Raw genomic sequence first — 13,514 nt, 5'->3', positions numbered from 1 at the left:
CCGGTACTGATCGCTTCCGGTTACGCGCAGGCCTGGTCCGCCGCTCTCAAAGCCGCTGACACGCCCTTCAGGGAATAGGTGTCCGTTGTATTCGTGCCGCGTTTCGACAAGCCATGGACAGACATCTTGCTTCCCGCCTTCATGGCGTTGACGAGCCACGCCTGTTCAGAAAGCTCATCACTCCAGGCGCCGTCGCCCTGGGTGAAGAGCCTGAACTTTTTGCCATCCACGTTCACCGTGACGTAAGAATCCGTCTTGAATGGGTAGCCTATGACAATCGACACTTCGTTGTGGACTTTTGAGCCCGGACGATTGGTCACCATGAAGTATGTCGGGTCGCGATTGACGCCGGTTGGGCGCTGCGACGTAGGCGCCGCCATCGCAAAGCAGACCTTCCCCGCCTTGTCGGGGTAAGTATATAGGGCCCAATCAGAATATTTTTTGACCAGCCTTGGAGTTTGAGCAGCAACGCTGCTGGCCATTACACAGATTGCTCCTGCGAGAAGCGCTCTTGTCGCGATCGATAATCCAGTCATTACGCTCCCACCAGACTTATATAAAGGACTGCCCGGTAGGGATTATTCCGAACAGCCAAGGCAAACTGGCCAACAGGATTTAACAATTTATGAATTTTGATGCGGCCAGTCGGCCTACGGCACGGCCAGCCTGCCAGAGCCCGGGCTAGGACGCCCCCCCGGCCGGAAGGAGATCGGTCCCGCAAGCGGCACTGTCTAGTGCCGCTTCGCGAACTCTATGATTGCAGCACTTACTTGCTCCGGCCGTTCTTGCGGAACCCAGTGACCGCTTCCCGGCACGAATATTGGTTCCTCGAGTTTGGGAACGAGAACTGGCATTGCGGAAATCAGGTCTCGCATACCGGGAATACTCAAGCCTACATCTCGCTCGCCGACCATATAGAGCGCAGGGATATCGACCGTCTTGCCTTTCAGAGAAGCCTGAAGGGCCCAGTTGCGATCCAGGTTGCGGTAATAGTTGAGGCCCCCGCGAAAGCCGCCCTCGGAGAAGGCGGCGGCATAAACTGCGAGATCTTCCTCACTGAGCCATGACGGCAATTGCGCCGGGATAGGCAGGGGCGCCAGCAATCCCTCTCGTCGCGATACCATGCTAAACGGGTTGGGCGTGCCATCACCGGCTTGGCGAGGTCCCGCGTCGCCGGAGGCTCCGTAAAGCAGCTTGAGCAACGTCACCCGCACACTACGTTCGAACTCGGTTTCGGCTAAGCCCGGCTGCTGAAAATACAAGGTGTAGAAGAGGGACTCCTCGGTTTGTGGAAAAATTTGAGTTGGCGGCATCGGGGGCTGCGGCATCATCGGAACCCCAAGCGCCACAACTCCGCGGAATCGATCCGGGCGCATCAGAGCAGCCTGCCAGGCAATGCTCGCTCCCCAATCGTTGCCAACGATAATGGCTGTCTGCTCCCCAATCCCATCCAACAAGGCGACCATGTCACCAACTAGATGCATCAGAGTGTATGACTCGGGGTCCTGGGGAGCATCCGTCTTCCCATAGCCACGCATGTCTGGTGCAACGGCGTGAAAGCCGGCATCGGCAAGAGCTGACACTTGATGTCGCCATGAGTAGGAGGTTTCGGGAAAACCATGGCAAAGAACGATGAGCGGTCCCTCCCCTTGCTCGGCAAAATTGATCCGGATGCCATTCGCTTCGATCACTCGATACTGCATTCCAACCTCCGATCTATGGAGCCATTCCGCGCAAGCGCTCCTGGTGTACGGCGACGCGAGAGCTAGCGAAGAAGTCGCGCCGGCCAAGCCAGTCAGAAAATTTCGTCTCAACATGGCTTTGACCTCCTTGAATGCGAAACCACATAAGTTGCGCATAAGGGAGAGTCAACAATCCGTAACTGAATTTGTTACGATCAATGAAGGAGCATTTCCCCTTGAGAAGCGACAGCCGTCTTTCCCGGATGCTCCATGTGCTGGTGCATATGCATCTCCTGGGGGGAACCGAAACATCGGACACAATCGCATTGATGCTGAACACCAATCCGGTCGTCGTGCGTCGGACGATGGCGAAGCTCAAGAAACAGGGCATCGTTTCGTCAGAAGGAGGTCCCGGCGGTGGCTGGCGACTGCTGCGGACGCCGGAGGATTTGACCGTGTTTGAGATCCACCGCGCGATTACGGACGCATCGATCTTCACGATGTCATTGAGTTCCGATCATCCCACCTGCCCCGTCGAGCGGGCAGTCAATTCCCGGCTATTGCACGCATTCAATAAGGCGGAAGCTGTGCTCGCTGACGAGTTCGGACAGGTTACGCTTGCCGACATCGCCCGAGATTTGTCCCGCCCTAGCGATCCCCCGAAGAGGTAGATAGCCCGGCCGGCTTTCGCCTGGACGATGCCGCCCGACAAATATTCATTCGTCCACAAGCAGCCGCTGGCTGCCACCGATTTCGGTTGCCCTCGGCGTGTACCCCAAGCCCAAAACACAAAAGCGCCCCGGAAGGGCGCTCTGGTAAACAATTGATTTTATTGAAGGAAATGGCGCGCCCGAAGAGATTCGAACTCCTGACCCCCAGATTCGTAGTCTGGTGCTCTATCCAGCTGAGCTACGGGCGCCTGTCGCTTGCTTCACCCTGGAGCAAACCTCCCGGGCGCCGCGCCGACCCTCAGGCCGTCGACGAGGGGATTGCTACAGCCTCGTTCCCGCGATTGCAAGCGTCGAGTTGGATGAGCCTGTGGAGAATTTTCCGCGCCGGCTAAAGACGCGCCGATTGCCGTCGGGTCGCCGAGCGCTCGCGACTTCGCCGCTCATCAAAGCATTGAGGGGGAAATCCCTAGCCGACCCGCGCCCGGGCGGCGAGATCGAAGGCGATCGGCCGGTCCGGCAGAGTTATCTCGAACACCGCCCCCGGCTTGCTCTGGTCGACCAGGGAAATCGTGCCGCCATGGGCGCGGACGATCTCCGCCGCGATGGCGAGGCCGAGGCCCGCGCCCCCGGGCCGCACGCCACCCTGGAAGGCCTGGAACAGGTGCTGGCGGGCCTTGGCCGCCACGCCGGGGCCGGTGTCGCAGATGCGGAGGATGACGACGCTGCCCTCGCGCCGCCCTTCGATGGAAAGGCGCCGCACGATAGCCGGGTCCGCCTCGCCGTCCATGGCCTGAACGGCGTTGCGGCACAGATTGAGCAGGACGCGGAACAGCTGGTCGGGATCGGCATCGATCTCGAAGCCGGGCTCGATGCGGTTGTCGAAGGTGATGCTCGTATGCTGGTCGAGGCCGAGCACGTCGGCGACGTCGTGGCAGATCCGCGCAAGATTGATCAGGCGCCGCTGCGGCTCGCGTTCGCGCGCCCGGCCATAGGCGAGCGTGGTCTGGCAATAATCGATGGCGCGGTCGAGCGTGGCGATCAGTTTTGGCGCGAAGCGCTGCACAGCCGGATCCGGCAGCGCCGCGATGCGATCGGAGAAGAGCTGCGCCGAGGCCAGCAGGTTGCGCAGATCGTGATTGACCTTGGACACCGCCAGGCCGAGATCGGCGAGGTGGCGCTTCTGCGCCAGCGACTCGGTCAGGTGGTTCTGCATCGCGGCCAGCTTGTCCTCGGCGATGCCGATTTCATCGGAGCGGCCGCTCGGCTCGATGATGCGCGACTTGTCTTCCGGATCCTCGGAATAGCGCACCATTGCCTGCGCCAACCGGCGCATCGGCCGGATCAGCAGGCGCTGCAGGCTGACATAGATCAGCATCGCCGTCAGGATCGAGATCACTGCCGAAAGCAGCAGGATGTTGCCGGCGAAGCGGATCATCGCCGCGCGCAGCGGCCGGTCGCTGATCACCAGTTCGAGGCTCTTGCCGTCCCGATCCGGCCCGATGACGCGCAGCGTGCGCGGCGTCCAGGCGGTCAGGGTCGAGAAGGCGGCCTCGGCCGAACGCCACAGCGTCACCTCGCGCAGATCCGCCACCTCGTCGACGGTGGGCGGCATTTCGACGGCGGCGAGCAGACGGCTCGCCTTGCCGGTACGCAGCACGATGGCGGTCGCGCCGACTGAGGCGAGCAATTCGTCCTGGACGCTGCGCGGCACATTTTCCCAGGCGGCCGAGCCGAGCAGGACGGCAGCCGCCTGCGCGGTCGCCAGCTTCTCTTCCAGGAAGCGGACGCGATAGCTCGACACGGAGGGGACGAAAGCCGCGACTTCGCTGACCATGACGAAAACGATGGTCAGCAGGATCAGCTTGATCGACAGGCCGAAGGCATGGCGCCGCGGCCGCGCGGGCACGACATCCGGCACGGAAGCCTGCGCGACAATACCGGACTGCAAGGGGCCTGCGTTGAGATCCGTCACTTTGGCGTCATTCAATCGGCACTCCCATCTAGGCCGATGACACCCTATGATGACTCGCGCGGCCACATTGCGTCAAACTTTGGCTCCCTTCCGGCGCCGTCCATCCGGCAGCGGGCGCCCTCTGGGGATCTGGCGACGCAATACCGGAGTCGCGTTGACTTGGCTGGACCTAGTCCGTATAAGCCGGGCTCACGAGAGCACGCTTCCTGTCGTGCCATGGCTTTTGTCGTGGCACGGGGTCCTGGACCGCCGGGAAGGCTCGCTCATCCGATGATAAACATTGAATTCGAGGGGCCGCCCCAAGCGGTGACGACGCATGAAGCGCACGTATCAACCTAGCAAGCTCGTTCGCGCCCGCCGCCACGGCTTCCGTTCCCGTATGGCCACCGTCGGCGGCCGCAAGGTCATCGCGGCTCGCCGCGCGCAGGGCCGCAAGAAGCTCACTGCCTAATCGGCGGAGGGACAGCCGGCCGGCGCCCGGAAAGGCCTCCCATGGATCATATGAAGACCATGGATCGTCTCAAGAAACGCGCCGAATTTCTTGCCGTCGCCGGAGGGCCCCGCGCCTCCCGGCGCGGCTTTGTCTTGCAGAAACGCGACCCACGCGCGGATGACGAGAGTCGCCCGGCGCGTGTCGGCTATACGGTCACGAAGAAGATGGGCAACTCGCCCGAGCGCAACCGGATCCGGCGGCGCCTGCGCGAGGCCATCCGCCTCGCGGGCATCGACCACGCCGTTGCCGGCACCGACTATGTCCTGGTCGGCCGCCGCGCCACACTGTCGCTGCCCTTCGAAACCCTCGTGACCGATCTTATCTCCGGCTTCGACGCGCTGAAGCGCCCGACCTCCGGACCGCGGCACCATGATCGCGGCAAGGAAAAAGCCCAGCAGCCGGGCCAAGCGACCTCACCCGAAAGACGTGAACGATGACCGATAACCGCAATCTGATCCTAGCCGTCATTCTTTCGGTGGCGGTCGTCTTCGGATGGCAGTATTTCGTCGCGGGCCCGAAGATCGATCAGACGCGCCAGCATACCGCTCAGACGAGCCCGGCCGCGCAGTCGACCTCCGGCAGCCCGACGGCCACGACCGGCACGGAAGGCGCGGCGGCAACGCAGGGCGCCCCGACCACGCCGGGCCAGGCGACCGTCATGACCCGCGACCAGGCGCTCGCCGCCAACCCGCGCGTCGCCATCAACACCCAGTCGGTGACCGGCTCGATCAACCTCAAGGGCGCCCGCTTCGACGATCTGCATCTCGACGGCTTCCGCGAGACGGTCAATCCGAACAGCCCGACCATCGTTCTGCTGTCGCCCTCGGGCGCGCCGAACGGCTATTTCTCCGAGTTCGGCTGGGTCGCGCCCGCCGGCGTCGCGGCGCCCGGCCCCGACACGCTCTGGACCGCGCCCGAAGGCGCGAAGCTGACCGACACCACCCCGGTCGTCCTGACCTGGGACAATGGCGCCGGCCTCACCTTCAAGCGCACGATCTCGATCGATCCGCGCTTCATGTTCACCGTCAAGGACGAAGTCGCCAACGCCACGGGCCAACCCGTCTCGATGGCGCCCTATGGCCGCGTCGTGCGCCTGGGCGAACCCACCGTTGCCGGCTACTACATCCTGCATGAAGGCCCGCTCGGCGTGCTCGGCGAGAAGGGCCTGCAGGAAATCACCTACAAGAACCTGCGCAAGGCCGGTTCCGAATCCTTCCAGGGCATCAACACCGGCTGGCTCGGCATCACCGACAAGTATTGGGCCGCCGCCGTCGTTCCGCGCGGCACCGAGTCCTTCGACGCGTCGTTCAGCTTCGTCGACGGCGTCACGCCCCTCTACCAGACCGATTTCAAGAGCAAGGCGATCACCGTCCCGGCCGGCGGCACCGCCACCGCCGAGGGCCTGCTGTTCGCCGGCGCCAAGCAGGTGTCGGTAATCCAGGACTACCAGAACAACCTCAAGATCGACCGCTTCGACCTGCTGATCGACTGGGGCATGTTCTATTTCTTCACCAAGCCGCTGTTCTTCCTGATGGACTATTTCTTCAGGCTGTTCGGCAATTTCGGCGTGGCCATCCTGCTGGTCACCGTCATCGTCAAGGCCGTGTTCTTCCCGCTCGCCAACAAGTCGTACAAGTCGATGAGCGCGATGAAGAAGGTGCAGCCGGAAATGGCCGCCCTACGCGAGCGCTATGCTGACGACAAGGTGAAGCAGCAGCAGGAGCTGATGGCGCTCTACAAGAAGGAAAAGATCAATCCGCTCGCCGGCTGCTGGCCGGTGCTGATCCAGATCCCGGTCTTCTTCTCGCTCTACAAGGTGATTTTCGTCACCATCGAGATGCGCCATGCGCCGTTCTTCGGCTGGATCCAGGACCTTTCCGCGCCCGATCCGACCACCATCTTCAACCTGTTCGGCCTGATCCCCTGGACTCCGCCGCACATGCTGATGATCGGCATCTGGCCGCTGATCATGGGTCTGACGATGTGGGTCCAGATGCGCCTGAACCCGGCTCCGGCCGACCCGGCGCAGCAGGTGATCTTCAACTGGATGCCGGTGATCTTCACCTTCATGCTCGGCACGTTCCCGGCCGGGCTGGTGATCTACTGGGCCTGGAACAACACGCTGTCGATCGCCCAGCAGTGGGTCATCATGCGGCGCCAGGGCGTCGACGTGAACCTGCTCGGCAACATCATGTCGACCTTCAAGAAGAAGCCCAAGGACGGTGGCGACAAGACCACCGCGCCAACCAAGGCCAAGAGCTGATGCCGGAGATTGATCAGGAAGAGATCGACCGCCTCGAAACGGGCCGTCTCTTCTTCGCCAAGTCCTGGGAGTTCGTGATGAGCGTGCCCACGATCGGGCACCTGCCGCCGATCGACGTGGCAGAAATCGCGTTCTCGGGGCGCTCCAATGTCGGCAAGTCGTCGCTGATCAACGCACTGACCAACCGCATCGGCCTGGCGCGGACGTCGAACACGCCGGGCCGGACGCAGGAGCTGAACTTCTTCACCTCCGGCAGCGGCCTGTCGATCGTCGACATGCCGGGCTATGGCTATGCCGAGGCGCCGAAGAAGCTCGTCGATGCCTGGAACCGGATGATCCGCGACTATCTGCGCGGCCGCGTCAGCCTGCGCCGCGTCTATGTGCTGATCGATTCCCGCCACGGACTGAAGGCCAACGACAAGCTGACGCTCGACCTGCTTGACGAGACGGCGGTCTCCTACCAGATCGTCCTCACCAAGGTGGACAAGCTGAAGACGGGCGAACTCGCCCGCGTCAAGGCGGCGACGGAAGCCGCCATCGCCAAGCGTCCGGCGGCCTTCCCGGTCGTCATCGCCACCTCCTCGGAGACCGGCGAAGGCATGGATCTGCTGCGCGCCGAAATCGCCCAGCTCGCGACCTGAGGAACTGCGGCGGCGAAACCGTCGCCGTCATTGTTCCGCCATCGCATAATCGCTATAGAGCCCTGCCCTTTTGCAGCGGAGCGGAGATTTGAGGATGGATATGCGGGTAGAGGACAGCACGGATCCTGTGCTGACCGCACGACTGATCGCCACCGCGCTGCCCTACATGCTGCGCTATGACGAGAAGACCGTGGTGGTCAAGTTCGGCGGCAATGCCATGGGCTCGGAAGAGCTCGGCAAGGCGTTTGCCGAAGACATCACCCTGCTCAAGCTCGCCGGCATCAATCCGGTCGTCGTCCATGGCGGCGGCCCGCAGATCAACGCCATGCTCACCCGCCTCGGCATCAAGTCCGAATGGGCGGCCGGGATGCGCATCACCGACAAGGCGACCGTCGAGGTCGTCGAGATGGTCCTCGCAGGCTCGATCAACAAGGAGATCGTGCAGACGATCACCGAGGCGGGCGGCCGCGCCATCGGCCTGACCGGCAAGGACGGCAACATGGTCACGGTCAAGCGCCTGACCCGCAAGGTCGTCGACCCCGATTCCAACATCGAGAAGGTCATCGACCTGGGCTTCGTCGGCGAACCGACCCGCGTCCGCACCGAAGTGCTGGAAGTGCTGGCCAAGTCGGAGATCATCCCCGTGCTGGCGCCCGTCTGCGCCGGCGAGGATGGCGAAACCTACAACGTCAATGCCGACACCTTCGCCGGCGCCATCGCTGGCGCGCTCGACGCCAGCCGCCTGCTGTTCCTCACCGACGTCCCCGGCGTGCTGGACCGCGACAAGAACCTGATCAAGGAACTGACCGTCGCCGAGGCGCGCGCCATGATCGCCGACGGCACCATTTCGGGCGGCATGATCCCCAAGGTCGAGACCTGCATCGAGGCGCTGGATCGCGGCGTCGAGGGCGTCGTCATCCTCGACGGCAAGACGCCGCATGCCGTTCTGCTCGAACTCTTCACCGAGCGCGGCGCCGGCACGCTGATCAAGCGCTGACCGGCCGAATGCCCAAGACCCCGTTGTCGACGGACCCGGCGCTGGCCCGGTTCGCCGACATCCGCGCCTGGGTATTCGATCTCGACGACACGCTGTATCCGCACCATACGGGCCTGTTCGAGCAGGTTTCGGAGCGGATCCTTCTCTATGTCGAGCGCCATCTTTCGCAGACCCGCGAGCAGGCGCTGGCGGTCCGGGCGGATTTCTGCCGGCGTCACGGCACGACGTTGCGCGGCCTGATCGTCGAGCACGGCATCGATCCCGCGCCCTTCCTGGACTTCGTGCACGACATCGATCACTCGAAGCTTGCGCCCGACCCGGCCCTGGTCGCCACCATAGGGCGCCTGCCCGGACGGCGCTTCGTGCTGACCAATGGCTCGCAGGACCATGCCGAGCGGATCCTCGCCAGGCTCGGCTTCCGCGACCCTTTCGACGACATCTTCGACATCATCCGCGCCGATTTCGTGCCGAAGCCACATCCCGACACCTATGCCCGCTTCCTCGGCCAGAACGGCATCGACCCGGCTTCGGCCGCGATGTTCGAGGATCTGCCGCGCAACCTCGAAGTGCCGAAATCGCTCGGCATGGCGACCGTCCTGGTGGTTCCGCGCGGCACCGCCGAAGCCCCCGTCGAGGCCTGGGAGGGGCGCGCCAACACGGCGCATATCGATCACCAGACCGATGATCTCCCGGCCTTCCTGGCCCGAATCGCCCCGAGCGCCTAAGCCGGCAGCGAAACGGCGCCGGCGAAAAAGTCGGCCTGCCTGCCTTGCGCGTTGACTTCCCCCGATTGCCCGATATCGTCCGGCCCGAACCATGCCGGCCTCTCCTGCGCCGGAGATGCCCGCTTTCCAAGGAAGAACGATGACCACGCACGACCTCGCCGCCCTCAAGTCCACCGTCGAAGCCGCCTTCGAGGATCGCGCGAATGTCAGCCCCGCGACGCAGGGCGCCGTCCGCTCCACCGTCGAGACAACGCTGGGCCTGCTCGACCGGGGCGAAGTCCGCGTGGCGGAAAAGATCGATGGCGACTGGGTCGTCAATGACTGGCTGAAGAAGGCCGTGCTGCTCTCGTTCCGCCTGAACGACATGGGCCCGATCCCCGGCGCCCCGAACGGCTCGACCTGGTGGGACAAGGTGCCGACCAAGTTCGAAGGCTGGGGCGCGGATGAATTCACCAAGGCCGGCTTCCGCGCCGTGCCGGGCGCCGTCGTGCGCCGCTCGGCCTATATCGCGCCGAGCGTCGTGCTGATGCCGTCCTTCGTCAATCTCGGCGCCTATGTCGACACCGGCACCATGGTCGACACCTGGGCAACCGTCGGCTCCTGCGCCCAGATCGGCAAGAACGTGCATCTCTCCGGCGGCGTCGGCATTGGCGGTGTACTCGAGCCTCTGCAGGCGAGCCCGACTATCATCGAGGACAATTGCTTCATCGGCGCCCGCTCGGAAGTCGTCGAGGGCGTGATCGTCGGCGAGGGGTCCGTCATCTCGATGGGCGTGTTCATCAGCGCTTCGACCAAGATCGTCGACCGCGAGACGGGCGAGATCCATATCGGCCGCGTGCCGCCCTATTCCGTCGTCGTCTCCGGGTCGCTGCCGGGCAAGAACCTGCCGAACGGCCAGCCCGGCCCGTCGCTCTACTGCGCCGTGATCGTCAAGAAGGTCGACGCCAAGACCCGCTCCAAGACCAGCGTCAACGAACTGCTGCGCGACTAGGTTGCGTCCTTGCATATCGCCCTCTCCCTGATAGGCTAAAGCCTCATCTGGGCGGGGGCGCAAATGAATTTATTGTGGCTGCTGTTTTCATTTAGGGGACGGATTGGGCGCGCCAAGTATTGGCTTTGGCTCATTGGGTTCTCGTCTGTATCCGGATTCATATTTGGCTTCTTTATTCATTTTATTCGTCCTCCCGAAGAACACATCCATGCAATCCTGATATCATCCTCATTATTCTATACGGCTCTATTGTATGTTTGTGCATCATTTGGTGCGAAGAGACTACACGATCGCGATAAGTCTGGCTGGTGGATAGCTCTCTTCATGCTGGGCGGTCCGGCATTAATCCTAGCCTCTCTATTGGCGAAGCATACCGTTGGGGATTTGGTGACGTTGAACGTTATCTCCATCGCCGGCACAATCGGCCTCCACCTTTGGGCACTGATAGAGCTTGGTTTCCTGCGCGGCACGCGTGGTGAGAACCGTTTCGGCCCGGATCCGCTCGCCCCTACCTCTTCCGCACCAGTTTCCGCCGAGCCCGGGCTTGCCTGACGCAAGAACGCGTGGCAACGAGATGGCATGCATCGCCACGACCCAACCCGTATCCTGCAAGACCTCATCCGCTGCCCGTCGGTGACCCCGGCCGAAGGCGGGGCGCTCGTCTATCTGGACGGCGTCCTGGCTGAAGCCGGATTCACCGTCGATCGGCCGGTGTTTTCCGAGGCCGGCACGCCGGACGTAGAAAACCTGTTCGCGACCATCGGCAGCGGCGCGCCGCATTTCGTCTTTGCCGGTCATACCGACGTCGTGCCGCCGGGCGATGAAGCACACTGGAGCCATGACCCGTTCGGTGGCGACATCGTCGACGGCATGCTCTATGGCCGCGGCGCGGTCGACATGAAGGGCGGCATTGCCGCCTTCACCGCAGCGGCGCTCGATTTCCTAACCGAGGGCGGGTTGAAGCAGGGCACGATCTCGCTGCTGGTCACCGGCGACGAGGAAGGTCCCTCGATCAATGGCACGGTCAAGCTGCTCGACTGGGCAGCCAAGAAGGGCCACCGCTTCGACGCGGCGATCGTCGGCGAACCGACCAATCCCGAGCGGTTGGGCGACGCGATCAAGATCGGCCGGCGCGGCAGCCTTTCCGGCACCATCACCGTGCAGGGACGGCAGGGCCATGTCGCCTATCCGCATCTGGCGGTGAACCCGATCCCACAGCTGATGAAGCTGATCCGCCGGCTGACGGCGGAGGCGCTCGATCACGGCAATGAGCGATTCGACGCCTCGAACCTCGAATTCATCGGTCTCGACGTCGACAACAAGGCCTGGAACGTCATCCCGGCCGAGGCCAGCGCCCGTTTCAACATCCGCTTCAACGACGAGTGGAACCGCGACACGCTGGAAGCCTGGCTAAGGAGCCGGCTGCGGGAAGCGGCCGGCAACGAGATCGACTTCGAGCTCGAGCTGGTGCCGACCGGAAGCGCATCGTTCCTGACCCATTCGGACAAGCTGATCGGCACCCTGTCGGACGCGGTCGAGGCTTCTACCGGCCGCCGGCCGGCGCTCTCGACCAGCGGCGGAACCTCGGATGCGCGCTTCATCAAGGACTATTGCCCGGTGGTCGAGTTCGGCCTTGTCGGGCAAACTATGCACCAGATCGACGAACGGGTATCCGTCGCCGATCTCCAGACCCTGACGGCAATCTATCGCGGCTTCCTCGACCAGTATTTTGCGTGACGGCGGCGGCGCGATGATCAACCCCTCCGCATCCAGCGCGCTGACGGGCGCGTTCGAGCTGTTTCTCGGCCGGCGCGAGGGGCTGACGCGTTTCGACTTCAGCGTCGACGGCTTCTGGCGCTCGTTCGGCGCCGTTCTCTACATGCTGCCGTTCTTTGCCATCAGCGTCGCCGTCGAGCACCGGCTGCGTCCGGAAGACGTCACCATTGCCGGTCCGACGGACGCGATCTTCCTCGTCTCGCGCGGGCTCGATCTGGTGCTCGACTGGATCGCCATGCCCATCCTGCTGGCGATCTTCGCCAAGCGGCTCGGCATCGCGCGCAGCTACGCCTCCTATATCGTGGTGCGCAACTGGGCCTCGGTGATCATGGCCGCGCCGCAGGCGGCGATCGCGCTGCTGGCCGGACTTGGTTTGGTGCCGATCGAATTCGCCGCTGTCGTCTCGCTGGCGATCGTCGGCGTCATGCTGCGCTACCACTACCAGATCGTCGGCGCGACGCTCGGCAAGTCGGTCGGCTTCCGGGTCGGGCTGGTAGCGGCCGACCTCGCGCTAAGCCTCATCCTCAGCGGGATCTTCAGCCGGCTGTTCGGCGCCTGAGGCGGCGTAGTCGACGCGGACGAGATAGAGCCCCCCGGGCGGCGCCACCGGGCCGCAGGCTTTGCGATCGCGCGCTTCCAGAACCTCGGCGACGCGGGCGACCGGCCAATTGCCCTCGCCGACCTTCTTCAGCGTCCCGACCATGGAGCGCACCTGGTTATGCAGGAAGGAACGGGCCGAGACCTCGAACAGAACCTGGTCGCCCTCGCGGCGGATCTCCAGCCGCTCCAGCGTCTTCATGGGGCTCAATGCCTGGCAATCGGCGGAGCGGAAGGTGGTGAAGTCGTGCCAGCCGAGCAGCGAATTGGCCGCCTGCTGCATCGCCTCGATATCGAGCTGCTTGCGCACATCCCAGACGCGATTGATGTCGAGGGCGGCCGGGGCGCGGCGGTCGATGACGCGATAGATGTAATGCCGCTTCACGGCCGAATAGCGCGCGTCGAAGCTGTCGTCGACCGGCTCGGCCTGGAGGATGGCGATCGGCTCGGGGCGCAATTGCGCGTTCATGGCGTCGCGGATGCGCAGGCCCGACCATGTTCCCGAAAGGTCGAAATGGCCGACCTGCCCGGTGGCATGGACGCCTGAATCGGTCCGCCCCGCGCCGAAGGTCAGCACGTCCTCGCCGGTGAAGCGCTTGATGGCCGCCTCCAGCGATTGCTGCACGGACGGCGCATTCTTCTGGCGCTGCCAGCCCGCATAGGGCGTGCCGTCATATTCGATCAGGATCTTGTAGCGCGGCATCGC

The 13,514-nt window shown here is 63.7% G+C and carries 15 protein-coding genes and 1 tRNA gene; 11 read left to right on the top strand and 5 right to left on the bottom strand.

Annotated features, from left to right (window positions below; translation table 11 throughout):
• Positions 1-20 precede the first annotated feature (20 nt).
• Positions 21-482, bottom strand: coding sequence for an invasion associated locus B family protein (locus tag ACHMWQ_RS04990; protein WP_396306611.1), 462 nt, complete (start codon positions 480-482; stop codon positions 21-23).
• Between the two features lie 249 nt (positions 483-731).
• The gene (locus ACHMWQ_RS04985) at positions 732-1,703 is read right to left on the bottom strand and encodes an alpha/beta fold hydrolase (RefSeq protein ID WP_396306610.1); all 972 of its coding nucleotides are present in this window, start codon (positions 1,701-1,703) and stop codon (positions 732-734) included.
• A gap of 197 nt (positions 1,704-1,900) precedes the next feature.
• On the opposite strand from ACHMWQ_RS04985, the gene ACHMWQ_RS04980 reads away from it, so the two are divergent.
• A complete protein-coding gene (locus ACHMWQ_RS04980) occupies positions 1,901-2,353 on the top strand; it encodes an Rrf2 family transcriptional regulator (protein WP_396306609.1) in 453 nt (150 codons plus the stop codon).
• 171 nt (positions 2,354-2,524) lie between these two features.
• On the opposite strand, the gene ACHMWQ_RS04975 is transcribed toward ACHMWQ_RS04980, so the two are convergent.
• A tRNA-Arg gene (locus ACHMWQ_RS04975) sits at positions 2,525-2,601 on the bottom strand.
• Positions 2,602-2,819: 218 nt separating this feature from the next.
• Positions 2,820-4,340 carry a sensor histidine kinase gene (locus ACHMWQ_RS04970; RefSeq protein ID WP_396306608.1) on the bottom strand — a complete coding sequence of 507 codons (1,521 nt, stop codon included), beginning with the start codon at positions 4,338-4,340 and terminating at the stop codon, positions 2,820-2,822.
• 301 nt (positions 4,341-4,641) lie between these two features.
• Between ACHMWQ_RS04970 and rpmH the strand changes: the two genes are divergently transcribed.
• The 10 genes from rpmH to ACHMWQ_RS04920 all read left to right on the top strand — a co-directional run bounded on the left by rpmH (position 4,642) and on the right by ACHMWQ_RS04920 (position 12,770).
• Positions 4,642-4,776 carry a 50S ribosomal protein L34 gene (gene rpmH, locus ACHMWQ_RS04965; protein ID WP_201401895.1) on the top strand — a complete coding sequence of 45 codons (135 nt, stop codon included), beginning with the start codon at positions 4,642-4,644 and terminating at the stop codon, positions 4,774-4,776.
• A gap of 41 nt (positions 4,777-4,817) precedes the next feature.
• Complete coding sequence (gene rnpA, locus ACHMWQ_RS04960; RefSeq protein ID WP_396306607.1) at positions 4,818-5,255, top strand: ribonuclease P protein component; 438 nt, start codon at positions 4,818-4,820, stop codon at positions 5,253-5,255.
• Positions 5,252-7,081 carry a membrane protein insertase YidC gene (gene yidC, locus ACHMWQ_RS04955; RefSeq protein ID WP_396306606.1) on the top strand — a complete coding sequence of 610 codons (1,830 nt, stop codon included), beginning with the start codon at positions 5,252-5,254 and terminating at the stop codon, positions 7,079-7,081. Before rnpA ends, yidC begins: the two co-directional genes overlap by 4 nt.
• Entirely contained in the window at positions 7,081-7,722 is a 642-nt protein-coding gene (yihA, locus tag ACHMWQ_RS04950; RefSeq protein ID WP_354553411.1) for a ribosome biogenesis GTP-binding protein YihA/YsxC, read from the top strand. The genes yidC and yihA overlap by 1 nt, the downstream gene beginning before the upstream one ends.
• A gap of 94 nt (positions 7,723-7,816) precedes the next feature.
• On the top strand, positions 7,817-8,719 hold the full coding sequence (gene argB / locus ACHMWQ_RS04945; RefSeq protein ID WP_266334063.1) for an acetylglutamate kinase: 903 nt from the start codon (positions 7,817-7,819) through the stop codon (positions 8,717-8,719).
• An 8-nt stretch (positions 8,720-8,727) separates the two neighbouring features.
• Complete coding sequence (locus ACHMWQ_RS04940) at positions 8,728-9,444, top strand: pyrimidine 5'-nucleotidase (RefSeq protein ID WP_396306605.1); 717 nt, start codon at positions 8,728-8,730, stop codon at positions 9,442-9,444.
• A gap of 139 nt (positions 9,445-9,583) precedes the next feature.
• Positions 9,584-10,435, top strand: coding sequence for a 2,3,4,5-tetrahydropyridine-2,6-dicarboxylate N-succinyltransferase (gene dapD / locus ACHMWQ_RS04935; RefSeq protein ID WP_396306604.1), 852 nt, complete (start codon positions 9,584-9,586; stop codon positions 10,433-10,435).
• A gap of 63 nt (positions 10,436-10,498) precedes the next feature.
• Positions 10,499-10,987 carry a DUF805 domain-containing protein gene (locus ACHMWQ_RS04930; protein ID WP_396306603.1) on the top strand — a complete coding sequence of 163 codons (489 nt, stop codon included), beginning with the start codon at positions 10,499-10,501 and terminating at the stop codon, positions 10,985-10,987.
• Between the two features lie 27 nt (positions 10,988-11,014).
• Positions 11,015-12,172 carry a succinyl-diaminopimelate desuccinylase gene (dapE, locus tag ACHMWQ_RS04925; RefSeq protein WP_396306602.1) on the top strand — a complete coding sequence of 386 codons (1,158 nt, stop codon included), beginning with the start codon at positions 11,015-11,017 and terminating at the stop codon, positions 12,170-12,172.
• 13 nt (positions 12,173-12,185) lie between these two features.
• Positions 12,186-12,770 carry a hypothetical protein gene (locus tag ACHMWQ_RS04920; RefSeq protein ID WP_396306601.1) on the top strand — a complete coding sequence of 195 codons (585 nt, stop codon included), beginning with the start codon at positions 12,186-12,188 and terminating at the stop codon, positions 12,768-12,770.
• Here the strand turns inward: ACHMWQ_RS04920 and truA are convergent.
• A complete protein-coding gene (gene truA / locus ACHMWQ_RS04915) occupies positions 12,723-13,511 on the bottom strand; it encodes a tRNA pseudouridine(38-40) synthase TruA (RefSeq protein ID WP_396306600.1) in 789 nt (262 codons plus the stop codon). The genes ACHMWQ_RS04920 and truA overlap by 48 nt on opposite strands.
• Positions 13,512-13,514 lie beyond the last annotated feature (3 nt).

The sequence above is a fragment of the Kaistia sp. UC242_56 genome (assembly GCF_044452255.1).
Taxonomy (GTDB): domain Bacteria; phylum Pseudomonadota; class Alphaproteobacteria; order Rhizobiales; family Kaistiaceae; genus Kaistia; species Kaistia defluvii_A.
The sequence above is the reverse complement of the archived record's forward strand: the minus strand, read 5'-3'. Positions and strand labels throughout refer to the sequence as shown.

Bases quoted from the DNA above. Each gene is read 5' to 3' on its own strand.
- ACHMWQ_RS04920 (WP_396306601.1), top strand. From the start codon at position 12,186: ATGATCAACCCCTCCGCATCCAGCGCGCTGACGGGCGCGTTCGAGCTG.
- ACHMWQ_RS04940 (WP_396306605.1), top strand. From the start codon at position 8,728: ATGCCCAAGACCCCGTTGTCGACGGACCCGGCGCTGGCCCGGTTCGCC.
- rpmH (WP_201401895.1), top strand. From the start codon at position 4,642: ATGAAGCGCACGTATCAACCTAGCAAGCTCGTTCGCGCCCGCCGCCAC.
- ACHMWQ_RS04930 (WP_396306603.1), top strand. From the start codon at position 10,499: ATGAATTTATTGTGGCTGCTGTTTTCATTTAGGGGACGGATTGGGCGC.
- yidC (WP_396306606.1), top strand. From the start codon at position 5,252: ATGACCGATAACCGCAATCTGATCCTAGCCGTCATTCTTTCGGTGGCG.
- rnpA (WP_396306607.1), top strand. From the start codon at position 4,818: ATGGATCATATGAAGACCATGGATCGTCTCAAGAAACGCGCCGAATTT.
- dapE (WP_396306602.1), top strand. From the start codon at position 11,015: ATGCATCGCCACGACCCAACCCGTATCCTGCAAGACCTCATCCGCTGC.
- dapD (WP_396306604.1), top strand. From the start codon at position 9,584: ATGACCACGCACGACCTCGCCGCCCTCAAGTCCACCGTCGAAGCCGCC.
- argB (WP_266334063.1), top strand. From the start codon at position 7,817: ATGGATATGCGGGTAGAGGACAGCACGGATCCTGTGCTGACCGCACGA.
- truA (WP_396306600.1), bottom strand. From the start codon at position 13,511: ATGCCGCGCTACAAGATCCTGATCGAATATGACGGCACGCCCTATGCG.
- ACHMWQ_RS04990 (WP_396306611.1), bottom strand. From the start codon at position 482: ATGGCCAGCAGCGTTGCTGCTCAAACTCCAAGGCTGGTCAAAAAATAT.
- yihA (WP_354553411.1), top strand. From the start codon at position 7,081: ATGCCGGAGATTGATCAGGAAGAGATCGACCGCCTCGAAACGGGCCGT.
- ACHMWQ_RS04985 (WP_396306610.1), bottom strand. From the start codon at position 1,703: ATGCAGTATCGAGTGATCGAAGCGAATGGCATCCGGATCAATTTTGCC.
- ACHMWQ_RS04980 (WP_396306609.1), top strand. From the start codon at position 1,901: ATGAAGGAGCATTTCCCCTTGAGAAGCGACAGCCGTCTTTCCCGGATG.